This window comes from Chitinophaga silvatica (assembly GCF_003419895.1).
Classification (GTDB): Bacteria; Bacteroidota; Bacteroidia; order Chitinophagales; family Chitinophagaceae; genus Chitinophaga; species Chitinophaga silvatica.
On the sequence record NZ_QPMM01000017.1, the window covers coordinates 50670 to 74747 of the forward strand.

Annotated in this window: 20 protein-coding genes and 1 tRNA gene; 11 read left to right on the forward strand and 10 right to left on the reverse strand. The window is 40.1% G+C overall.

Features of this window, described 5'->3' with window-relative positions:
- Positions 1-32 precede the first annotated feature (32 nt).
- Together ffh and DVR12_RS25555 are read right to left on the reverse strand one after the other, a co-directional pair.
- On the reverse strand, positions 33-1370 hold the full coding sequence (ffh, locus tag DVR12_RS25550; protein WP_116978650.1) for a signal recognition particle protein: 1338 nt from the start codon (positions 1368-1370) through the stop codon (positions 33-35).
- A 189-nt stretch (positions 1371-1559) separates the two neighbouring features.
- Complete coding sequence (locus DVR12_RS25555) at positions 1560-2426, reverse strand: sigma-70 family RNA polymerase sigma factor (RefSeq protein ID WP_089758842.1); 867 nt, start codon at positions 2424-2426, stop codon at positions 1560-1562.
- Between the two features lie 365 nt (positions 2427-2791).
- Here DVR12_RS25555 and DVR12_RS25560 point away from each other — a divergent pair, with 365 nt between their 5' ends.
- On the forward strand, positions 2792-3172 hold the full coding sequence (locus tag DVR12_RS25560; protein ID WP_116978651.1) for an START-like domain-containing protein: 381 nt from the start codon (positions 2792-2794) through the stop codon (positions 3170-3172).
- On the opposite strand, the gene DVR12_RS25565 is transcribed toward DVR12_RS25560, so the two are convergent.
- Positions 3169-3786, reverse strand: a complete 618-nt coding sequence (locus DVR12_RS25565; protein ID WP_116978652.1) for a hypothetical protein — start codon at positions 3784-3786, stop codon at positions 3169-3171. The two genes, DVR12_RS25560 and DVR12_RS25565, sit on opposite strands and share 4 nt — an antisense overlap.
- Before the next feature lie 129 nt (positions 3787-3915).
- Here DVR12_RS25565 and DVR12_RS25570 point away from each other — a divergent pair, with 129 nt between their 5' ends.
- The 3 genes from DVR12_RS25570 to DVR12_RS25580 all read left to right on the forward strand — a co-directional run bounded on the left by DVR12_RS25570 (position 3916) and on the right by DVR12_RS25580 (position 7764).
- Positions 3916-5352, forward strand: coding sequence for an LptF/LptG family permease (locus DVR12_RS25570; protein WP_116978653.1), 1437 nt, complete (start codon positions 3916-3918; stop codon positions 5350-5352).
- 11 nt (positions 5353-5363) lie between these two features.
- Positions 5364-6038, forward strand: coding sequence for a phosphatase PAP2 family protein (locus tag DVR12_RS25575; RefSeq protein WP_116978654.1), 675 nt, complete (start codon positions 5364-5366; stop codon positions 6036-6038).
- 106 nt (positions 6039-6144) lie between these two features.
- The gene (locus tag DVR12_RS25580; RefSeq protein WP_116978655.1) at positions 6145-7764 is read left to right on the forward strand and encodes an ArnT family glycosyltransferase; all 1620 of its coding nucleotides are present in this window, start codon (positions 6145-6147) and stop codon (positions 7762-7764) included.
- A 212-nt stretch (positions 7765-7976) separates the two neighbouring features.
- Here DVR12_RS25580 and DVR12_RS25585 read toward each other — a convergent pair whose 3' ends face one another.
- Positions 7977-8714, reverse strand: coding sequence for a superoxide dismutase (locus DVR12_RS25585; RefSeq protein WP_116978656.1), 738 nt, complete (start codon positions 8712-8714; stop codon positions 7977-7979).
- A 434-nt stretch (positions 8715-9148) separates the two neighbouring features.
- Between DVR12_RS25585 and DVR12_RS25590 the strand changes: the two genes are divergently transcribed.
- The 6 genes from DVR12_RS25590 to DVR12_RS25615 all read left to right on the forward strand — a co-directional run bounded on the left by DVR12_RS25590 (position 9149) and on the right by DVR12_RS25615 (position 14839).
- Positions 9149-10246: a ThiF family adenylyltransferase gene (locus tag DVR12_RS25590; protein ID WP_233522463.1), complete on the forward strand. Its 1098-nt coding sequence runs from the start codon at positions 9149-9151 to the stop codon at positions 10244-10246.
- Positions 10247-10284: 38 nt separating this feature from the next.
- Positions 10285-11004 (forward strand): hypothetical protein, encoded by a 720-nt coding sequence (locus DVR12_RS25595; protein WP_116978658.1) that lies wholly within the window; start codon positions 10285-10287, stop codon positions 11002-11004.
- Positions 11005-11035: 31 nt separating this feature from the next.
- Entirely contained in the window at positions 11036-13186 is a 2151-nt protein-coding gene (locus tag DVR12_RS25600) for a sensor histidine kinase (RefSeq protein WP_116978659.1), read from the forward strand.
- 22 nt (positions 13187-13208) lie between these two features.
- A complete protein-coding gene (locus DVR12_RS25605) occupies positions 13209-14306 on the forward strand; it encodes a sensor histidine kinase (protein ID WP_116978660.1) in 1098 nt (365 codons plus the stop codon).
- Entirely contained in the window at positions 14290-14709 is a 420-nt protein-coding gene (locus DVR12_RS25610) for a response regulator (protein ID WP_158563374.1), read from the forward strand. Before DVR12_RS25605 ends, DVR12_RS25610 begins: the two co-directional genes overlap by 17 nt.
- Before the next feature lie 57 nt (positions 14710-14766).
- Positions 14767-14839 (forward strand) — tRNA-Ala (locus tag DVR12_RS25615).
- A 38-nt stretch (positions 14840-14877) separates the two neighbouring features.
- On the opposite strand, the gene DVR12_RS25620 is transcribed toward DVR12_RS25615, so the two are convergent.
- Genes DVR12_RS25620 through DVR12_RS25640 form a run of 5 tightly spaced genes read right to left on the reverse strand, consistent with a single transcriptional unit; the run spans position 14878 to position 21979 of the window.
- Positions 14878-16131 carry a hybrid sensor histidine kinase/response regulator gene (locus DVR12_RS25620; protein ID WP_116978662.1) on the reverse strand — a complete coding sequence of 418 codons (1254 nt, stop codon included), beginning with the start codon at positions 16129-16131 and terminating at the stop codon, positions 14878-14880.
- A 43-nt stretch (positions 16132-16174) separates the two neighbouring features.
- Positions 16175-16744 (reverse strand): chemotaxis protein CheB, encoded by a 570-nt coding sequence (locus DVR12_RS25625; protein WP_116978663.1) that lies wholly within the window; start codon positions 16742-16744, stop codon positions 16175-16177.
- Positions 16745-16755: 11 nt separating this feature from the next.
- A complete protein-coding gene (locus DVR12_RS25630; RefSeq protein WP_233522464.1) occupies positions 16756-17583 on the reverse strand; it encodes a CheR family methyltransferase in 828 nt (275 codons plus the stop codon).
- Between the two features lie 8 nt (positions 17584-17591).
- On the reverse strand, positions 17592-17960 hold the full coding sequence (locus DVR12_RS25635; protein WP_116978665.1) for a response regulator: 369 nt from the start codon (positions 17958-17960) through the stop codon (positions 17592-17594).
- A gap of 5 nt (positions 17961-17965) precedes the next feature.
- Entirely contained in the window at positions 17966-21979 is a 4014-nt protein-coding gene (locus DVR12_RS25640; protein ID WP_116978666.1) for a response regulator, read from the reverse strand.
- Between the two features lie 152 nt (positions 21980-22131).
- Here DVR12_RS25640 and DVR12_RS25645 point away from each other — a divergent pair, with 152 nt between their 5' ends.
- The gene (locus DVR12_RS25645; RefSeq protein ID WP_116978667.1) at positions 22132-22536 is read left to right on the forward strand and encodes a response regulator; all 405 of its coding nucleotides are present in this window, start codon (positions 22132-22134) and stop codon (positions 22534-22536) included.
- Between the two features lie 155 nt (positions 22537-22691).
- Here the strand turns inward: DVR12_RS25645 and DVR12_RS25650 are convergent, their stop codons facing one another.
- Complete coding sequence (locus DVR12_RS25650; protein ID WP_116978668.1) at positions 22692-24077, reverse strand: S41 family peptidase; 1386 nt, start codon at positions 24075-24077, stop codon at positions 22692-22694.
- Position 24078 lies beyond the last annotated feature (1 nt).

The window sequence follows — 24078 nt, forward strand, 5'->3', positions numbered from 1 at the left end:
TTGCAAAAAAAATTTATATCAAATTGATTTAATTATCTCATCATTCCTTTCATCCCTTTCAGGCCTTTACCCCCTCCCATTCCAAACTTATTCATCATTTTCATCATCTGCCTCATCTGGTCGAACTGTTTCATGAACTGGTTGACATCCTGGATATCTTTACCAGCACCTTTGGCAATGCGTTTTCTGCGGCTGCCATCGATCATATCCGGATCGGCCCGTTCTGCACTGGTCATGGAGTTGATCATTGCTTCAATTCCCTTAAAGGCGTCGTCGCTGATATCCAGGTCTTTAACTGCTTTACCAACTCCAGGAATCATAGCCATCAGGTCTTTCAGGTTACCCATTTTCTTGATCTGCTGTAATTGCTCCTTGAAGTCGTCGAAATCGAACTGGTTCTGACGGATTTTTTTCTCGAGCTTTTTGGCTTGTTCTTCATCGAACTGAGCCTGAGCGCGTTCTACGAGGGTGGTGATATCACCCATTCCTAGGATACGCTGAGCCATACGTTCAGGGTAGAAAACGTCGAGGGTATCGAGTTTTTCACCCATACTTACGAACTTGATAGGTTTTTCTACGGTGTATTTGATCGTAAGAGCAGCACCACCGCGGGTATCACCATCCAATTTCGTTAGCACAACCCCAGAGAAGTCGAGACGGTCGTTGAAGGCCTTGGCTGTATTCACAGCATCCTGACCTGTCATTGAATCTACAACAAACAGGATCTCCTGAGGTTTTACGGCAGCTTTAACATTGGCTACCTCGGTCATCATTTGTTCATCAACGGCCAGACGACCGGCAGTATCGATGATGATGACGTTGAAGTTATTGGCTTTTGCATGTTTGATCGCATTTTCAGCGATTTGAACAGCATTTTTATTTTCAGGTTCGCTATATACTTCTACACCGATCTGTTCTCCCAATACTTTTAATTGGTCGATCGCCGCGGGGCGGTAGATATCGGCGGCCACCAGTAAAGGTTTCTTACCTTTTTTGGTTTTAAGGAAATTACCCAGTTTACCGGAGAAGGTGGTTTTACCCGAACCTTGCAAACCGGCGATCAGGATAACGGTAGGATTGGTTTTAATGTCCAGCTCTGCCTCGGTGCCCCCCATAAGGTCCACCAATTCATCCTTTACAATTTTTACCATTAATTGTCCGGGTGAAATAGAGGTAAGTACCTTTTCACCCAGTGCTTTATCCTTTACCCTATCAGTAAATTCCTTGGCAATTTTATAGTTCACATCCGCATCCACCAATGCACGACGGATTTCTTTAACGGTAGTTGCAATATTTATTTCCGAAATCCGACCCTCACCTTTAAGCTGTTTAAACGCGGAATCGAGTCTCTCTGATAATGATTCAAACATTGTTGGTATTTTAAACGGATGGCAAAAGTAACAAAAAGAGTTGTAAAGGAAAAAGACGGTTGGGGGTAAAATAAAACAGCGAGGCTAATGGTGGAATATACCACTATCAGCTTCGCTGTAATTAGTTTATACAATCGACAGTCGGTCAGCGGTTGACGGTTGACCTCATAGCTATTTTACTTTAACGTTTTAGCCCAGATAGTTTCTAAGCAATTTGCTGCGGGATGTAGTACGAAGCTTTGTGATAGCTTTGTCTTTGATCTGACGCACCCTTTCGCGGGTAAGGCCAAACTTCTCGCCAATATCTTCGAGCGACATTGGATGTTCAACAGCAATACCGAAATAGAGCATGATTACATCTTTTTGGCGATCGGTTAACGTGGAAAGAGAACGTTCAATTTCGCGGCGCAGGGAATCGTGATGATCTAATTCTTCATCGGCGCTCACTGCATTTGGGTTTTCCAGTACATCGAGGAGGGAATTATCTTCACCATCGATGAAAGGAGCGTCCATTGAAACGTGTCTGGCAGCTACCCCCAGCGTAGCTTCAACTTCGTCGGTATTAATTTCGAGGATGGTAGCCAATTCGTCGGGAGACGGCTCTCTCTCATACTCTTGTTCCAACTGAGAATACGCTTTGCTGATTTTGTTGCTCAACCCTACTTTGTTTAGCGGCAGTCTTACGATTCTTGATTGTTCTGCCAGCGCCTGCAGGATAGATTGGCGAATCCACCATACGGCGTAGGAGATGAATTTAAAACCGCGCGTTTCATCAAAACGTTGAGCAGCTTTAATTAACCCGAGGTTACCCTCGTTGATCAGGTCACTCAGGGAAAGACCTTGGTTCTGATACTGTTTCGCAACGGATACCACAAAGCGAAGATTAGCTTTAGTAAGCTTCTCCAACGCTCTCTGATCGCCCTGCTTGATCCGGATAGCCAGATTAACTTCCTCTTCCGGCGTGATCAAATCCACTTTACCAATTTCCTGTAAGTATTTTTCCAGGGATTGTGACTCCCTGTTGGTAATGGATTTTGTGATTTTAAGTTGGCGCATTGACATAGAGTCGGAACAGTTACAGGTTAATAAAAAGTTAAGATTTGATGAATGCCTGACAAAAATAACTTTTTTTAGATAGCGACCAAAAAAATTCTGTTGTTTTTAAAGTATTTCCAAATAAAATCGATTGATCGTTAAGGGCTTGCAATTCTCAAGGAAATTCGCCACTATAAAGGCGAAAGCTGAAAGTAGCTAATATATGTAATTTTTGTATCTATCAAATTTATAATATATGTGAAATTCTATAGGCATTCCTGACTTTTTTGAGATACTGTAAAAAAAAAGAATAAATAATTTTGACAGAGTAAAATATTTTCTATAATTGCAACTGGATGATATTGATTTACTAATTATTTGAGAAGATGTCAAAGAAAGTGCTTTATGAGTTAGAATTTCCGGTTAGATGCTCACCCGGTATCCTTTATGAGTTCTTATCCACACCAGCTGGTTTACAGGAATGGTTTGCAGATAAGGTTGACTTTAAGGATAACGTGTTTTCTTTTTCCTGGAACGGTACTACAGAGGAAGCAGAAGTTATGGAACAAGAAGAAGATGAGTTTATCCGGCTGCACTGGACGCATGCCCCCAAAGACGAATTTTTTGAGTTCCGCATACAAATTTCTGAAGTAACGAATGAAACTATCCTTGTAGTAAAAGATTTCGCGGAAAAGAAAGAAGTGAAGGACCAGAGTCAGTTATGGGAATACCAGGTAAAGGACCTTTTCCACCGTATCGGCAGTTAAAAGCCTGTTTTACCATTTAATGTATTGAGTAGCGTGGCATACGCCTTCACTACCCCGGAAATTAATTCTCCCCATTGTCCTATCTCGAAACGTTTAGCCAGTTTTATAAAATCATTCCGGCTAATCAGCTTTTTCCAGTCTTTAAAACTTAAGGTGTCTATGTAACAGTAATTACTATTTTCAAAGTCATGTTCCCAGGGATTCTCCTGCACATATACCTGAAATCCTCCGGCTTTTAAATCCTCGTACGCATCTTCCAATGCTGTATGGAATTGCTCTTTTACCCCGCCTGAAATATGCAGGGTAGCAATAAAGTAATGCCCCCACCAGAACATCGTTCTGAAGGCAAAAATCTCTGCTTTGCTAAAATATCTCGGATAATCCAGCATTACCCAGGGCAGCCCCTTATATTGCTCACCCTTGGAAATCTTTCCACCCAAATGTTTCCAATGCGCTTCAAACGGAAATTCATTTGTTTTTTCCCAATCCTCTAAAGCCCGCTGCAACTCTCCCATCAATAAAATTACCTTCCCAATCGCACTATTCTTCAACTCAATAAAATGAGTACTGGCCACTAACTCCCCTTCTTCCGGCGTTAATTCAAAATTTTCCATATAATTTTAACGGTATTTTCAGGCCCGACTGCTTACTCCTTTGTGAAATCGTACTAACTTTACCGTTCAGTTGGACCTGGACTGTAGTTACGAAGGTCGGGAATCCAATATTCTAATACCGCATTATCAGTGAAAAAACTCGACAAATTAATTATAAAAACCTTTCTGGGTCCTTTTGTTGCCACTTTCTTCGTTACCTTGTTCGTACTGGTAATGCAGTTCCTCTGGAAATATGTGGATGACCTGGTAGGTAAAGGGCTTGATACAATGGTTATTATACAACTGATTGGCTTTACCACAGCTACATTGGTGCCATTGGCCTTACCCCTTGCCGTATTGTTGTCGTCTATCATGACCTTCGGGAACCTGGGAGAAAGCTTTGAACTTGTTGCCCTGAAATCATCAGGTATTTCCCTGCTCAGATTTATTCGTCCGCTCCTGGTAATTGCTACCCTGATAGGTATCGGTGGTTTTTTATTTGCCAACTATGTGATCCCGGTAGCTAATCTTCAGGCTAAATCTCTTTTATACGATATTACCTACTCCAAACCCGCTTTTAACATTAAAGCAGGTGTTTTCTATAAAGATATCCCCAACTATACTATCAAGGTAGCCCAGAAGGATAAGGATAACCAAACCATTCACCAGGTTATGATCTTCGACGAACAAAGTGGGGCCGGTGATAAAATTATCCTGGCAGAGAAAGGCCAGATGGTGCTTTCTGCCAATAAACGTTATCTCTACTTTATCCTGGAAAATGGATGGAGATATGAAGAAAGAGGTAACAGGGGGTATTCAATACCTTCCGATATGGTACGTTTCAGCTTCAAAAAATATAGCAAGGCATTCGACCTAAGTTCATTTGCCTTCAACCGTCTGGATATGGATCTTTTTGCGTCTAACCACCAAATGTTGAATATCAGGCAATTGGATGTAGCCATAGATTCCTTACAAAAGGTTGAAGATCAATTTAGTAAAACAATTAACTCCTACGTAACTGTACGCTATCAGTTTTTTAAATGGAAAGATTCGGCCTGGTTAGCAACTGCTCCTCCGCTGAAAGTAAAAGAGTTTTCGGATATCGTTCCCAACAAAAACAAACGTACAGTATACGAAAGGGCAGAACAGAATACCCGTGAAATGGTTAGTTCCTTACAACAACCAGTTCAGGAATTTCAAGATAAACATGGCAACGTATTAATGCATAAAGTAGAGTGGCAACGTAAATTTACCCTTGCTGCTGCCTGTATCGTGATGTTTCTGATCGGAGCTCCGTTAGGTTCAATCATCCGGAAAGGCGGATTGGGTACTCCACTGGTATTTGCGGTAATCTTTTTCGTGATATTTAACGTATTTTTCATGATCGGGGAAAAGATGGCCAGAAGTGGAGTGATGCTAACCTGGTCGGGTATGTGGCTTTCCAACTTTGTTTTGATGCCAATTGCAGGTTTCTTAATTGTTAAGGCCATGAATGATTCCCAACTTTTTAATAAAGAATATTATTTTCGCGTTATTCAAAGAATAAAAAAGTTCTTACAAAGATTTAAAAAGCAACCTACAACTTAAAACCTACAGAAGTGAAAACGCTGTTTACACTGTTCAGAAAGAATCCATATTTCTTTCTGCCATACCTCCTATGTTTAATTTTAGGAGGATATTTTCTTGCAACCTACAGCCAACGTGATCTGTTTCTTCGGATTAATGGAGAACATTCTGAGTGGGGAGATGTAATTGTAACAGGACTCACCTATTTGGGAGATGGCGTAATGTTTGGCGTGGTATTGTTCTTATTACTGATAATGCAGAGATTCAGACTATTTTTTATGGGCCTGGGTATTCTGTTATTAGTAACACTCATCGTTCAGGTAGGGAAACACTATTTTAATGCACCAAGGCCAATCAGCTACTTTGGCGACGAAGCAGCGGCAATTGTGCATACCGTTAGCTGGGTAAATGTGCATAGCAGCTGCAGTTTTCCTTCGGGTCACTCTGCCGCAGCATTTGGGCTTTTCAGCTTTTTAGCGGTGGTTTTACCTAACAAACGATTTGGATTTATTTTATTAGGGATGGCATTATGTGCCGCCTATTCGCGTATTTATTTGGCCCAGCACTTCTTTTTAGATGTGTATGTTGGCAGTCTTATTGGCACTCTATGTACTGTAATTGTATATAATTTATTTAATCTAAAAAACACTACTGCAGCCACAGAAGTATGCACAGAGCATCTTTTACAGGCTCAGGCCAATCCTTAGACAATGGGATTTTCGGATTTTCGATTGATGGGTTTTGTGATGAGATCCGTTGCTGATAACAAAATCCTTTAATCCGTATTTATCAATCCGAAAATTGATTTTTTGAATGAAATACCTGTTGATTGCCCTTATTGCTGCTTTATTATTCATTCCTTTTCTGGGAGCGGTTCATCTTTTCGATTGGGATGAAATCAACTTTGCAGAAGCGGCACGTGAAATGATTGTAACTAATAATTACAGTCAGGTACAGATAGATTTCCAGCCATTCTGGGAAAAACCGCCCTTATTTATCTGGCTGCAGGTTTTGAGTATGCAGTTATTTGGAATTAACGATTTTGCTGCACGTTTTCCCAACGCAATTATTGGTGTAATCACCCTGGTATCTCTTTTTGCCATTGGAAAAAAACTGGTGAATGAAAGACTTGGCCTTTGGTGGGCACTGGTATATGCAGGCTCCTGGCTGCCTCATTTCTATTTTAAATCAGGCATCATTGATCCTACTTTCAACCTGTTTATCTTCCTCGCTATTTATTTTGCCTATACTATTCCTCATAGCAAGTCTGCCCTCCGTCAGGCGGCCATTAGTGGTATATTCCTGGGGTTGGCCGTACTTACAAAAGGTCCGGTAGCTATTCTGGTAGCTTTACTGGCATTTCTTGTCTACTTTATATCCAGGAAAGGTAAAACAGGAATCGGATTTGGGCATTTAGGTATGATTGCCTTACTGGCCTGTTTCACTACCCTTCTCTGGTTTGGATACGAAATTCTGGCGCATGGATGGTGGTTTGTAAATGAATTTATTGCCTATCAGATCAGATTACTTACAACAGAAGATGCCGGTCATGGTGGCCCGTTCTTCTACCATTGGGTGGTACTGCTGGTGGGTTGTTTTCCTGCCAGTGCATTTTTATTTACCTGGTTGGGAAGCAAAAAAAGTATTTATACCTATGGAAGAGGTACAGAGGTAAAGGACTTCACCCGCTGGATGTGGGTATTATTCTGGGTTGTACTCATCTTATTTTCACTAGTAAAAACGAAGATTGTCCACTACTCTTCCCTTTGCTATTTCCCGCTAACCTTCCTGGCTGCATATAAAGTATTTCAGCTTTCAGAAGGTCGTCAACAACTTAAAGGCTGGAATAATGCCTTAATCCTGATAATAGGCTTATTGCTGGGAATAGCGATTGCAGTATTACCGTTGGTGGGTGTGTATAAAGATCTGCTCATTCCTTATATCGGTGATAAATTTGCAGTAGCTAATCTGCAGGCTTCCGTACCATGGTCTGTTTTTGAATCTGCTTACGGTATCGGATATATTATTCTGATAATAATCAGCTGTGTGCTGCTCGCTCGGAAACAAGTAACCAAAGGATTACTCTGTTTATTCATCAGTACAATTCTGGTAATTCAGGTAACGGTATTACATTTCGTTCCTAAGATTGAGGCCTATTCTCAACGCGCCGCCATTGAGTTTTTCGAGTCTTTCCAGGGCAAGGATGTATATGTAAAGGCGTTGAGTTATCATAGTTATGCTCAGCATTACTACACGCGCCAGCAACCTCCTGCCAATAAAAATTATTATAATGAAGACTGGTTGTTGAACGGCCAGGTAGATAAGCCAACTTATTTTATTTGCAGAATTACCGATAGCGAGCCATACAGGCAACATCCGAACCTCGAATTAATCGGGGAAAAGAACGGTTTTGTATTCTTCAAGCGCAGGTAGCTCGCGTTGCTCGCTTGTGTTTCTCGCAGAGTAGGAGAGATTAATATTAAGAGGCATAAGGATCGAAGCGAATATTTTTTAAGAGTTGCTGACTGATTTCTATTATTGTTGAAATCTATCAGTAGTTCTTAAAAATATTCGCTTCGATCCTTATGCCTCTTAATATTAATCTCTCCTACTCTGCGAGAAACACAAACGAGCAACGCGAGTAGTTATGCAGCGTTATAGCGTTTTTCTACTTCATCCCAATTCACAACATTCCAGAAAGCATCAATATATTCGGGGCGTTTATTCTGATGTTTAAGATAATAGGCATGTTCCCATACATCCAATGCCAGAATTGGGTGGCCTTTATCTTTAACGATATTATGCATTAACGGATTATCCTGATTAGGCGTAGTAGTTATAGCTAGTTTTTTATCAGGAGTGACGATGAGCCATGCCCAGCCAGATCCAAACACTGACTTAGCGGCATCATTAAATTTGGTTTGAAATGCTTCCCAGGTGCCAAAATCTTTTGTTATAGCAGCTTTCAGCTTTGCGGAAGGTGTTTTCTTGGTTGGAGATAATAATGTCCAGAAAAGAGAGTGATTATAGTGGCCACCACCATTATTTCGTATAGCCTTGTCCTTATCGGTTACTTTATTCTGAATTTCTTCCAGGGTATAGTTGGCAAATGGAGTATTTACCACAGCATCATTAAGATTCTTTACATAAGCTGCGTGGTGCTTATCATGGTGGATTTCCATTGTCAGCTTATCGATGTTGGGTTCCAGGGCATCATAAGCGTAAGGTAATGGAGGCAGAACAAAGGGTGCCTTAGGATCAGCTGTAAAGGATGGTTTTCCGGATATAACTGTTGCCGGAGTAGCCAGGCTGCCTAATGGGCTGCTGAAAATAGCTGCAGCACCAGCCAGACCTGTTAGTTTGAGAAATGCTCTCTTATCCATATTTTTTAATTTAAAATATATTAAAGTATAATAAAGACTGTATTCAGGAGGCTAAACGCCGCAAATTTCAAACCAATAATCGCTGGTGGGAAGCGACTAACATTAAATAGAATAAGCAAAGCAAATGTATAAAATCGCGATTTTAATATCAAAATATCGGAAACTTTTACTCCATTTCACATTAAATTACTATTTTACCTTACATTCATATCTTGATTACGATATTGAGTTGTAGTTAAACTTATGATTGCCAATAGTTATTTATCCCGGGCCAACAGTTTTTTAGTTAACTGAATTAACCCGCCATTTCGCCAACAAATAACCGATACAATTAAATCAAACGCAAGAATATTATCAGGGCAAGGAATGCTTTTATACAACGATTAGTAGTTCTATTCTAGCAACCAATGCACTACCTCGATAAAGCTGGAATCATGATACAAGAGCACCTCATGCGCCAACAGGTTGAAAGCAACGAATACAAACCTGTTTTTTACGATTTGAAGAATGCAAAAGACCAACAGGCCTTTGATACCCTTCTTAAAGCAAATCCGCACATCAGAATCAATGATAGCATATACTCTCAGCTACGGGAGTTAATGAAGATCAGGAACCCGACAAAACGCCTTACACCGGAAGAAAGCGAAGAAAAAGTAAGTGCCTATATTGGAGAAACCCCGCTGTCGCATATTGGAATTTGGGTTTATTATCCCTGGAGTGACAGAGTTGTTCACCTGGTGGATGAAGAAGAATTTATTGAACTTAGAACCAGTAGAAACCAATATAAACTTATGCCGGAGGAAATTAAAATTCTCCGTAAGAAGAAATATGGTATTGTTGGCCTTTCAGTAGGCCAGTCTATTGCTCTTACAATAGTAATGGAACGACTTTGTGGTGAGATCAGGTTAGCCGACTTTGATACCCTTGAACTTACCAACATGAATAGATTACGTTGTGGAGTACATTGTTTGCAGCTTCCCAAAGTGATTATTGCAGCACGCGAAATTGCAGAACTGGACCCATTTATTAAGGTCAAGATTTTTGAGGATGGACTAACAGAGGGGAATATGGAAGAATTCTTCACCGGGGATGGGTTGTTGGATATTTTCATTGAAGAATGTGATGGGGTAGATATCAAGATTCTGAGCCGTATTATGGCTAAGAAACTAAAGATTCCGGTAGTAATGGAAATGAACGACAGGGGAATGATAGATATTGAGCGTTTTGATCTTGAACCTGAGCGACCATTATTACACGGAATGGTACCTGAAGTGGATATTGCCACATTAAAAGGCCTGACAGATGCAGAAAAGCTGCCAATTTTCAGTCCTATGCTCGAATTAGAGAATGCTTCATCAAGAATGAAATATTCCCTTGGCGAAATTGGCAAAACAATTACAACGTGGCCACAGTTAGCATCATCTGTAGTGTTGGGGGGTGCGTTGGTCGCAGATACATGTAGACGTATAGCCTTGAATCAGTTGAAAAGTTCAGGCAGGTATTACATAGATTTTGAGCAGTTGATTGTTTAACATACTTACGCCTTGTATAAGAGCTATTTCGCAATGTCATGATTAATGTAAGGGTATTTAGGGCTCCAGATGATCCTGAGTCCTGTATGAGATTTTATACCGGACATCTTAAACTTCTGGAAATTTACTACGGCATTTCCCAGGTAACATCCGGGAATGCAGACTGGATGCAACACGAAAACACTATTGTAATCATTGTTGAGGACGAAACCCGTACCAAAACTTATGGTGGTGCCCGTGTACAATTGGCTGATGGCTTGTTGCCACTGCCTATCGAAACAGCTATAGGTAAATATGATCCTAAAATTTATTCTTATATAAAGAAAGGCAGCGCAGAAATATGTGGAATGTGGAATTCAAAAGAAGTAGCAGGAATGGGAATAGGAAGCCAGGTATTGGCCAGAGTAGGTGTTGTATTGGCTGCTCAATTACCAATTGATACCTTCCACGTATTATGCGCTCCTATTACCACCCGAATAGGAAAACGTGTAGGTTTTGCTATTGACGAATCACTTGGAAATAAAGGAACATTTTTCTATCCTAAAGACGACTTCCTGGCAACTGCAATGGTAATCAATGATTGTTATAGTCTGGAATATGCAGATCCCAAAGAAAAGCTCTTAATAACTGATCTAAGGGAAAATTTGGTTCAAACCAAACTTGAAGTAGGCCCTAAAGGAAGTTATGAGGTAAATTACAGTTTGCGAATACCATCGCACGCACACTCTACCCCTGTTACCGGTAATCAGGGCTTATAAACGTAATTAAACAATAAATAATTCATCGATAATGATTTCTAAGGCAGTTGCTTTATGGTCGATCATCACTTTAGCCGTATTTTTTAATGTTACTGCTCAATCCCCTATCGATTTCCAGGACAATAAAAAGTTGTTACAAATCGGTAGCCACCTTGGGCTGTATTCAGATAGAACAAATAATTTATCTTTTGAAGAGGTTCAAAAACAGACCTTCACCCCTTCACTGCAAGATGTTCCCAACCTTCAGATAACACCTTATACACAATGGGCAAAATTTAGTATCACCAACCACTCTTCTTCCAATCAACTTGTCCTGGAAGTTGAATCACCCACTATTGACGATATAACCATCTTTGAACTGAGGGCAGATGGCTCTTACACCAGCACAAGACTAGGCGAGTTTGTACCCTACAAAGCCAGAGGTTACGACCATCAGAATTACAGATTCAAACTAAATATTCCCCGCAATACCTCTAAGGATTTCTACCTGAGAGCCAGGGCAGGTGAGCAATTACAATTGCCTATGTTTCTGGGTACTGCCGAAACTATTTATGAGAAAAACAGTAAACGTGATATCATCTTTGGTATATACGTTGGCGTTATTCTCGCCATGACATTCTACAATCTCTTTATTTATATATCTACCCGCGATAAAAGCTACCTTACCTATGTAAGTTATATCATCTTTGTAGGCCTTACCCAGGTAACGTTACAAGGATATGCCTTCAGGTTTTTATGGCCAAACAGCCCATGGCTGGCTATGCACTCAACCGCCTTGGTTCCGATTTTCAACGGACTAACGGCCCTGTGGTTTATCCAGCAATTCCTATCTACCAAGGAAAATTACCCTATAGGAAATAAGATGATCAACACCATGATAGTATTATATCTGCTGTGTTTCATCCCTACGTTCATGAATGAATATGTGTATGCCCAGATACTTGTGCAGTTCGATGCATTTATGGCTGCTATAATTGTATTCCTGGTAGCTTACAGAATCAGTCTTAAAGGGGTAAACGCAGCACGGTTCTTCCTGGCTGCATGGTCGGTGTTTTTACTCAGCATCTTTGTATTTGTTTTACGTAACTTCAACCTACTACCATACAACAACTTTACTTTCTATGCGCTTCAGGTAGGGTCAGGTCTTGAAGTTCTGTTGCTCTCTTTCGCCCTGGCACATCGTATCAACGTGTTTAAGGCCGAAAAAGAAGCTTCTCAGCAGATGGCCCTTGCTATCTCTCAGGAGAATGAGCGTTTGGTAAGAGAACAAAATATTATCCTGGAAAGCAAAGTAAAGGACAGAACTGAAGACTTACAGGCTACAAATCTGGAGTTAAACAATGCACTCACCAATCTGAAAGATGCACAAACCCGACTGGTTGAAAAGGAAAAGATGGCATCTCTGGGTCAGCTTACGGCTGGTATTGCCCATGAAATCAATAATCCAATCAACTTTGTGACTTCCAATATCAAGCCTTTAAAACTGGATATTGCCGACCTCGAAGAATTACTGCACAGATATAATGAGCTGCATCATGCAGAAGATGTTAAAGGCACTCTGGCTGAAATTGATGCCTTTAAAAAAGAGATAGATATTGACTATATACATGAAGAAATTAACTCGCTGATAAAAGGGATTGAAGATGGGGCAACCAGAACTGCTGAAATTGTAAAAGGACTCAGAACTTTCAGCCGGTTAGATGAAAGCGAAGTAAAATCAATCGACATTCATGAAGGTCTGGATTCCACGCTGGTATTGCTTCGGAATGGAATACCTCCGTATGTTAATATTATTAAGGATTATGGTTCCTTACCTAAGATAGAATGTTATGCAGGGAAAGTGAACCAGGTGTTTATGAACATCTTTTCAAATGCCCTTAATGCAATTAAAACCAAGCCAGTACATCAAAATGAATTTATTTCCATTAAAACCAGTAAGGAAGAAGAATTCATTGTTATTACAATTAAGGATACCGGAACAGGGATGTCGGATGCTGTGAAGGAAAAAATATTTGATCCTTTCTTCACAACCAAGGATGTAGGAGAAGGAACAGGGCTGGGATTATCTATTGTATTTAGTATTATTGAGAAACATAAGGGGAAAATTGTCGTAAATTCAGCTCCAGGCGAAGGAGCCGAATTTATTATATATTTACCATTACATATCGCGACTAATTTATAGTAATAACCATAAGGTCTTTTTGATGAAAGAAAACCGTATAAGAATACTGTACATAGATGATGAAATCCATAACCTGAATGCGTTTAAAGCCAGCTTCCGCAGGAGTTATGAAATATACACAGCTTCGTCTGCCCAGGAAGGTAAACAGTTGTTAAAGGAGATCACTGTACATATTATCATTGCCGATCAGAAGATGCCTGTTTCTACGGGGGTAGAATTCTTTAACGAAATAAAAGATACCCTCCCGGAGCCCATTCGCATACTACTAACTGGCTATACTGATGTAGAAGATATTATTGATGCCATTAACAAAGGGCATATCTACTCTTATATCAAAAAGCCCTGGGATGAACACGAGTTGCATAAAACCATCAATAATGCCTACGAGATATTCAGGACCCGCAGGCAACTCCAGGAAAAAATAATAGAGCTGGAGAAAACCAATGACGAGTTAAACAGGTTTATCTACTCTACTTCGCACGATCTCAGATCTCCACTCATGTCTGTTCTTGGCATTATTAACCTTTCAAGATTAGACAATTCTGTAATTGATCCCAACGGCTATATGAATATGGTGGAATCTTGTGTATTAAAGCTGGATGACTTCATACAAAAGATTATAGAATACTACAGAAATTCACGTTTGGAGGTTGAATATGAGAAAATCGATTTCACGAATTTGTTAAATGATTGTATTACTGCCTTCAAGCCACAAAATACCTCTATTTTATTTCAAACACAGGTCGATCAATCAGTTGATTTCCGTGGTGATACATTCAGGATCAGCGTTATTTTAAACAATCTAATTTCCAATGCTGTTAAGTACCAAAAACCAGAGGAAGCCAATCCAATGGTTCATCTGACTGTAAAAGTAGAGCCACATAAAGCAACTATTTCGATCCGCGATAATGGAATTGGTATCCTGAGTGAGCATCTGAATAATATCTTCAAGATGTTTTTCCGCTCTAAAAACAATAATAAGCCAGGAAGCGGAATTGGCTTATATATTGTGAAGGAGGCATTGAATAAAATTGGAGGAACCATTAATGTCGCATCCAAATATGGAGAAGGCACACAATTCGAAATTACCATTCCCAACAGAAATGAATTCGATACCTGACCTACGTGTTATTTTAATTGATGACAATGAAATTGATCTGTTATTACATGAGAAGCTGATCGACTTACAGCAGATCAGCAAAACAGTACTTTCATTTGTAAATGCCAATAAGGCACTGGAATTTCTATCGTCCAATATAACCCTGCCCAGAATTCCACCTACGATTATATTATTGGATATTCAGATGCCCGAGATGGATGGATTCGAATTTTTACAAGCCTTCGACTCTTACCCACACAAAATCAAATCACAATGCCATATAGTAATGGTGTCTTCTTCACTGGATTATGGTGATATAACCCGCACCAACGCTAATCCTATGGTCGTAAAATTGCTCCGCAAACCGTTATTAGTAAAGGAATTAAAGGAAACTGTTGCAATTATTTTTAAAGATTTTATCTAAATCGTTGGCATTTTAAAGAAAAAATATATTTTTGCAATCCCGAAAGGGGAAGTAGAAGGGGGATTAGCTCATCTGGTAGAGCGCAAGCATGGCATGTTTGAGGTGAACGGTTCGAGCCCGTTATCCTCCACTTCGAAGCCTGTAAATCACAAGATTTACAGGCTTTTTTTATGATATCAATCTTTGTATCGGTAATACCAGTACAAATGAGGTTCCTACTCCTTCCTGGCTTTTAGCGGTAATCAGCCCTCCGTGTTTGTCGAGCACCTTTTTCGCTATTGCCAACCCTATACCCGTTCCTTCATATTTATCGGCATTATGCAACCGCTGAAAAATGGTGAAGATCTTTGAGAGATATTTCTCATTAAACCCAATACCATTATCGCTAATAGTGATTCTGCAATACTTTCCTCCCTCGAAACGCGCACTATCAGGATTCAGGTCTATTACTATTTCTGAGGTAATATTTATTTGTGGAGCCACTCCTTCTCTTGAAAACTTAAGGGCATTGCTTATTATATTCTGAAACACCTGTCTCATTTGCCCGGCGGCAGCTTCAATCTGTGGTATTTTTTCTACATATATCATTGCATCCTTCTCCGAGATCATCAACTCAAGATCACTCAGGATTTCATGAATCAGAATATTAAAGTCTGTAGGTTCGTATATACTTTCAACAGACAGTCGGCTATAGTTCAGCAAGTCGTTGATTAATCTTGCCATTCGCTCTGAAGAACGTACAATACGCTCCATATACGACATGGCATTAGGATCGGAGTGCAGGAATTTATCTTTGAGGATGGCGCCAAACAACTGAATCTTACGTAAAGGTTCTTTCAGGTCGTGTGATGCAACAGAAGCAAACTGTTGTAAGTCATGATTACTTACTTCCAGCGATTTATTGATTCTGCGCAATTCTTCTGTCCTTTCTTTTACCTTCTGTTCCAATACTTCATTAACCTGTTGCTGGTGAGCAATCAGGGCTTCCTGAGCCAATTTGCGGACTTCTACTTCTTCCTTTAAGGATTGGTGCATCTGCTTAAGCTCCAACGACTGCTGATATAACCTGGAAAAGGTTTTGACCTTCATCAGCAGGATATCCGGATCTACAGGTTTGGTGATATAGTCTATCCCTCCTGAATCGTAACCTTTAACTATAAATCGTTTGTCTTTATTAACTGCCGATAAAAAGATGATGGGAATATCCTTGGCCTTACTATACCCGCTGATGGCTTCTGCTACCTCAAATCCATCCATACTTGGCATTTGTACATCTAGGATGATAACTGTATAACTATGCTTAAGGATTTTCTTCAATGCCTCTTCTCCCGACAATGCAGTATCTACTTCAAAGTCATATAACTCAAGAGTTTTCCGGATAGATAGGATGTTTTCCGGCTTATCATCAACAATTAAAATCATACTCCATGAAAATTTACGGAATCCCGGGCGGATACAACAATAATCATACCTTGGCAATACTGTTTATAAATGTAGCCATATCCTGCGGTGTTAGTATATGAGCTATTTTAACCTGCTCCAAAGCCTGTTTGGGCATATAGTCAACTTCTGCTGTCGTTGGGTCCTGCACTGCTGTTATACCTCCTGCATCATTAACATCCATCAACCCATCAACTCCATCAGCATTGGCACCTGATAACAATATGGCCGTCATATGGCTTTTGTAAGCCATCGCGGCTGTGCTAAAGGTAACATCTATGCTCGGGCGACTAAAGTTGACCTTCTCCGAATCATCGAGTGATAAAGTATGATCTGTTTCGATCAACAGATGGTAATCGGCTGGTGCTATATAGATTGTTCCACTTTCGAGAGGTTCTTTTTCCGCGGCTTCTTTAACCGTCCATGAAGTTCTTGCGGCGAGTAGCTCCGGCAACACAGAGGCATTATGATTTTGTCGGTGTAAAACAATGATAATGGCTGCATTCAGATCAGCTGAAAGCTCTGGTAGAAGGGTAAGAACTGGTTGTAGCCCGCCTGCAGATCCTCCAATTGCAATTAAATATGGTGCTGCCATTAATCCGGTTTTTAGAGATTCACTTTCCTCCAGATCTTCTCTTTACTGTCGATCTGTTTGAACTTCTTTGCCACTCTGGTAAAGTTAAGGGTTTCCTTACTACCAAGGGCCAAAAAGCCAAGTTGCTCCAGACTCTCACAGAATAGAGTAAGCACTCTGTCCTGTAATTGCTTGTTGAAATAAATTAAAACATTTCTGCAAATAATCAATTGAAATTCATTGAATGAGCCATCGGTAACGAGGTTATGTGGAGAAAAGATGATCTTCTCTCCCAGTTCTTCCCTGAATTTTGCATATTCATAGTTGGCCGTATAGTAGGAAGAAAAATCCTCTACCCCACCTGCTTCCATATAATTTCTGCTGTATTGCTGCATTTGGGAAAGACGAAAGATTCCTTTTCTCCCTTTTTCCAATACACTGGCATTTACATCAGTAGCATAAATAATAGATTTATGTAATAATCCGGCTTCTTTCAGCAGAATAGCGAAGGAATATACTTCTTCACCTGTTGAGCAGCCGGCATGCCATACTCTGATAGACGGGTAAGTGGCTAAAATTGGTAAGACCTCTTTACGTAAGGCATGATAAAAGGAAGGGTCACGAAACATCTCTGTCACATTAACTGTGATTTCCTCTACAAAACGTAATGCATATACAGAATCTGAGATGATCCGATACCTAAACTCTGCAAAGCTAGGAAACCGGTCTAACTGATAAAGGTGATTTACTCTTCGGTTAATAGATGCCGGAGCATAATCTGTAAAATCGTACCCATATCTTTCCAGCACATCGTTTAGTAACAAGGCTACTTCCTGCTCATTAATCTGATTTCTACCCACTAATTCACTTATAAATATTGTTGTAGTTGTATTAATAACTCATCTACATCAATTGGTTTTGAAATGTAATTATTAGCGCCGGCTTCCAGGCATTTTTCCCTGTCTCCTGTCATCGCCTTTGCTGTTACAGCTATAATAGGAATGTGTTCTTTTCCGGGCATTTGCCTGATTGTACTGATGGTTTCATAACCATCCATATCAGGCATCATAATATCCATCAGCACCACTTTAATTTCATTTTCCTGTTTTAATAACTGTAGCGCTTCGCTTCCTGTGCCAGTTGTAATACAAGAAATGTTCCGGGAACGCAAAACTGCCTTTAAAGCGAAAATATTTCGTACATCATCATCTACAATTAATACTTGCTTTTGTTCCATAGTACTTATTTCATGGATTTATCGTACAACCATACACGTAACAACGATAAAAGTTGATCTACGTCTACAGGCTTTGAAATATAGTCACTGGCCCCGGCCTTCAGGCACTTTTCCCTGTCGCCCATCATAGCCTTGGCTGTAACTGCGATGATAGGCAGGTTCTTGTATACCGACTGCTTTCTTATTGCAGCAATTGCGTCGTAACCATCCATCTCCGGCATCATCATATCCATCAGTACAACATCTACTTTGTGTCCGGCCAGCTGCTGCAAGGCTTCTTTTCCATCAATTGCTGAAAGCACTTTCATCTGATGCAATTCCAGTGCTTTCGTTAATGAAAAGATATTTCTCACATCATCATCTGCAATTAAAACAGTTTTATCTTTTAATACTTCGTTAAGTACCCCCATCTTACCTGATCCGGATGGAGATGATGGAGTTTGTTCTGATACCAGATGCAAGAATAATGATACTTCATCCAACATCCGCTGATAGGAATGAGCTGTTTTAATCACAATTGAATCGGCATACTGGCGAATCTTTTGCTCTTCGGTTTTTGAAAGGCTCTTGCCTGTAAATATTATGATGGGCAGATGTTCCAGCCCTTTAATTTCCTTCACAGTTTCCAGGGCTTCATAAGCTTTCTGATCAGGTATTCCCATATCCAGTATTACACAATCCACATCCTTCTGCTGCAATAAGTCAATACCTTCTGATACAGAACTGCTGATTTCTGAATTCACCTGGTAGTTGCTTAAGAAATAAGCCAATGCTTTTGCATGCTTGGTATTTTCTTCCAGGATCAATACTTTTTTGGTAGATCGTTGCAATACAAATTCCAGTTTCTCAAATACCATTTGCATACTCTCCATGTCTACAGGTTTGCTAATAAAATCTACAGCTCCTTTCATCAGGCTCTCCTTTCTGGCCTCCATTGAAGACATAATATGCACAGGGATCGGACGGGTACGAGGATCGCTTTTCAGTTCTTCCATTACCTGCCAACCATCTTTAACCGGTAACTGTATGTCCAATAATATACCCACCGGTTTAAAGAGTCTTGCTAGTTCGGCTGCATCATCACCTCTGACAGTCACAATACCTTTATAACCGCGTTTTCTCGTAAAGTCCAGCAACGCCTTAGCAAAATAGGTGTCATCCTCGACTATCAATATAACTTTGTCATCGTTCGTGATCAAACCTCTGTCATCCTCAATGGTTGCGGGAATAACAGGTGTTATGAACCTATTTTTATCTTCTGTTTCTTCTTTTTCAGGAACAGTGGTATCTATTTCCTGTACAGGAGTGTTTTCTACGGCTTCGCTGGCAATAGGTATGGTTACAACAAATTCACTACCTTTTCCTGGTTCGCTGCTAACAGTTATTTTACCACCAAGCAATTTTGCCAACTCCCGGCTAATAGATAAGCCAAGGCCGGTACCTCCATATTTGCGGCGGGTAGAACCATCGGCTTGCTGAAATGCTTCAAAGATAACCTGCTGCTTATCTTCAGGAATTCCAATACCAGAATCCCTTACAACAAAGTTGATAGTATCGGATCTGTCGCCCATTTTCACAAGCAGCTGTACATCTCCTTTAGCTGTGAATTTGAGCGCATTTGACAAGAGATTTTTCAGGATTTGTTCCAACCTGATCTGATCAGTATCTATAGTAGCAGGTACAGTTTCCTGCACCTCTATACTTAATTGCAGTCCTTTATCTTTTGCTATATGCTCAAATAATGATTGCATATTATTACAGATAGATGCAATACTAACCTCTGCAAATTCCAATTCCATCTTACCTGATTCGATCTTTGACAGATCGAGGATTTCATCGATTAAGGTCAACAATCCTTTTCCGGAATTATTGATAACAGATGCATATTCAACCTGGTCGTTATTCAGATTTTTATCATGATTTTCTGAAAGCAAACGGGATAGTAACAGAATTGAATTCAGAGGGGTCCTAAGTTCATGCGACATATTAGCCAGGAACTCCGATTTGTATCTTGTGCTGAGTTCAAGTTCTTCCGCTTTTTTCTGGATATCCAGATTCCGTTCAACAATAATCTGGTTTTTATCTTCCAGCATTTTGCTTCTTTCTTCCAGTTCGTGGTTCGACTGCATGAGTTCTTCCTGTTGCACCTTCAGCTCCTCTTCAGAAACCTGAAGTCGTTGGGCCTGGGCTTCCAGTTCTACGTTTAGGCTTTCCAGTTCACTGTGTTGAGTTTGGAGTTCTTCGGCCTGTGCCTGGGTTTCTTCCAGCAATTCCTGTAATCTTGATCTGCTTCTGGTACTTTGAATGGCAATAGCAATATTAACTGCAGCTTGTTTTACAAATTCCAGTACTTCATCCCCAAAGGGGTATAAAGAGCCCATTTCAATGACACCTTCGGCAATTCCGGCATGTACAAGAGGGATAATTAAAACGTGTCCGGGTTTCGCGTCGCTGGTTGCAGTGCTAACATGCAGGAAATCGTCGGGTGTTTCTTTCAGGTAAATAGGTTCCCGCTGCTGGAGGCTTTGCCCTAGCAGCGTTTTACCCAATTCAATTACAACAGGGGCTTTATGCTCGGGAGCCAGGGCATAATCTGCTGTTAGTTGTAATTGGCCTGCCTGTTTTACGTACAATACCCCTGTTTGGGCACCGGCATATTGAATTATATCCGTAAGGGCGTTACCACTAAGAGTGGGCAAATCTTTTTCGCCAAGCAGGGTTTCACTTATACGATTTAAGCCTTCCTGCACCCATATTTTCTGATCATTGTTTTTACGGAATACTTTCAGATCTGCAGCCATCTTAACGATTGCATTACCCAGTACATCTTCACTGCTGCGGGGTTTTATATCAATATTAAAGTTCCCTTTACCAATATTGTCGGCCGCATCAGCGAGATCCTGATTGGTTTGTTCAATTGTTTCAAATGATCTGGCAAGGCTTCCAATAGCATCTTTGGTATTAATATTTATTATGGGTACTGTTCCTGTAAGCCCCCTGGAAATATTAACAGCCGAGCTTCTGAGTAATTCAAGGCTATCAGTAATACTTTTAATTGTGATACTAAGGAAAACAACTACTAAAACTACGATAATGACTAATGCCACTATGTATTGGGTTTTAATATCGTTTTCGCGTTTTGAGATTACTTTGGCGTCTTTACCCACTTTATCCATTATGGCACGTTGCAATTGCTTAACCTGATCTACCGATTGGGAGGAAATATCCCACCAGGAGTCGGCATTAAAGAGGGTATCAATTTTCCGGGTTTGGATGGTACTTTTAATAAAGTCGCTGGTAATTCTATATTCGTTGCTGGCTTCCAATTTCTGAAAATCCTTTACCAGTTGTGGAGATCCTTTATCAAGAAATTCGGCTCTGAAAGAATTGACCATATCGTAGTTATTCTCGATACGTGAAAAGTCTTCGGGCCAAACTTCCTTCTTCAACATAAAATAATAAATATCCATCCTGATCATTCCCTGGTAGGCAGTCATTTGCGCCAGCAGATACTGTGCGCTCATATCCTGCTGAATGGTGGACATCATTGGCAAGTCGGGAGTATTGATGTTTGCCAGTTCATTTAATCTGAAAATCAGGTTAGAGTAATAGTCCAATACCTCTCTTTGAGGCATTATTTTATTATCTATTTCCTTCCTTTTCTTTTGGAGGGTATTTAGGAGAGAATACTGAAAGAATCTATTATCGGAAGCGATTAACCGGCCTTTCACTGCATCGATGGCTAAATCTGTTTTAGCACGTTGAGTGAGCAGGTCGTTGAGGCTCCCGGTTTGTAGTACATAATTAACACTACTTCTTCTTTCGGCATGAATTTCATCTGCTACTTTCATGATTGCGGTAGCATTAGCTACCCTTTGTGAAAGTCGGTCTATTGTTTTAATGTCTTCATTTTGCCTTGAGAAAACAGTAAATCCAAAGTACAATAGGCATAATAGCGGTATCACAGCGATCAGCATCAACTTCCTGGGAAGAGGGAGCTGCATAAAAAATTTCTTCATCTGCCTGAGCTTGTTTATTTTTAATGACTGTCGTTTAGATGCTTATTCCTGTTGGGTTTTATTATAACCCGGGTTCTTACCAAATGTTCCGGCATTATAAATTATAATAAAATAACAACAAAATCATAGATTTGTCTCTATTCAAGAAAGTTATGTCCGACAACAATTGTAAATATACCTCTGTCCTTTTAATAGATGATGATATTGATGATAGAATGATATTTGGCGAAGTATTACGAGAGTTGGCACCAGATATCAGTTATCATGAAGCTATTAATGGGGAGGATGCATTAATAAAGCTGAATCAGAATTTAAGGCCTGATCTGATTTTTGTAGATTTAAATATGCCCAGAATTGATGGAAAACAATTTTTGGCTGAAATTCAACAATTGGAACACCTGAAACACATTCCGGTTATTATTTATACGACCTCTTCACACGAGGCAGATAAAAAGGAAACCCGCGCCTTGGGAGCATCCTACTTTCTGACCAAGCCTAATAGCCTGCACGAATTAACTTCTATACTAACAGAAATCCTTCAACAAAAATTATTCTAATAAAAAAGCCTCACAAAGAATTGTGAGGCAACTTTTTCTACCATTGTTACTATTTTTTAAACCCTCATATATGCGCGAGCATATGCTTTGTAGCATAAAGATGAGGTATTAAGAAATTGAAAGTGTTAATCAGTTCTTAACAACACCAGAATTTTTTAATTTTTCTGAACTTCGTATAGCCATCCGGGCTTAAAATAATCCAACACATAATCCGGCACAACTCCCTTATTATCAATACCTTGATTGGCAGAAATTCTTCTCGAGCGAGTGACTGGATAAACTAATAAAAAATTTGGCGCAAAAAATTTAACATTGGTAGGATGAGAATAATCTAGCATTCCGGTAGTTGGAACTCCATACAATTTTACTTTTGTACTCTGTTTTGCTTCGAGTAAAAACTGTTCGGCCGTTTCCTTACAGGTTTCATCTATAATAATAGCTACCTTTTCAGGAAAAGTAGTCGGAGAAGGCAGAATCATGTTTTCGTCTGGCCCCATACTCACTAGCCTGCCCTGTAAGCCGGAGGATTGTTGCAGCACCTCTTTTATCTGTTCTACATATTCATCGGGCAGTTGAGTTGCCTGTGCTTCCAGTAATTGTCTCCAGGCCGCAACATTATCTGGTGTTGCAAAAAAATCTACACCAACAAGTCGAACTGGCTGTGTATATAGCAAGGGGCGTAAACGTTCTGCCAATTTATAATTACCACTATCGCACCCCCTGATATCAATTATTAACTTACTATTCTTCCGGATATAATCATCATTAGCATTTATAACCGAATCTATTGATCCATAATGTGAGAGGGCAAAGCTCCTGATTCTCAGATATCCTGTGCTATCATCGAGTTGTTTGAAGAAACTGATATTTTCAGGTTCATCAGCAAAAGCGGGAACTTTGGATGGGGCGACTGTTGAATTTACCTGTTGCTTTCCCCAGCCGTAATGAAATAGTTCATTTGTTGTCTTATTGATTTTAAGACTGTCGAACTGCTTTTGTTCCCATCGCGCATAGTTGATGATGTCGAATTTCTCGGCACCCCGGCTTACCAATTCAAATAGGATGTCATTGGGTTTCCAGCTTGCAGTTCCAGGAGGTAATATAATTGCCGCATAGGTCCGGATGCCTTTCGGTTGTTTTACGAGGGCAATTTCCAGACTATCGGATTTATAAATACCAGTAACACCTCCTACCGGTTGTTGTTCCAATAATTTCAACTGTGCAGCAGGAATGGTAATACTCTCTCTTTTAGGCCCAAAAGCTGTAGATAAGTATAGATGCCGGTCTTTAAAGAACTGCAAATAACTATTAATGACATATACACAATGAGCGTAACTTCGGGCAATACTTGCCTGAGCGGAAACGCGGGTCAACATACTAATATAGGACTGTTGTGTAGCGGGATTAACTTTGTCGATGAATCCTACATAATTCTTTCTAAGATAAGTAGTTACACTGTCGAGCTTTTTTTTGCAATCACAGTCCTGGGCATATAACACTGTATTACCCAGGAGTAATAACAATACTATTATTGCTTTCATG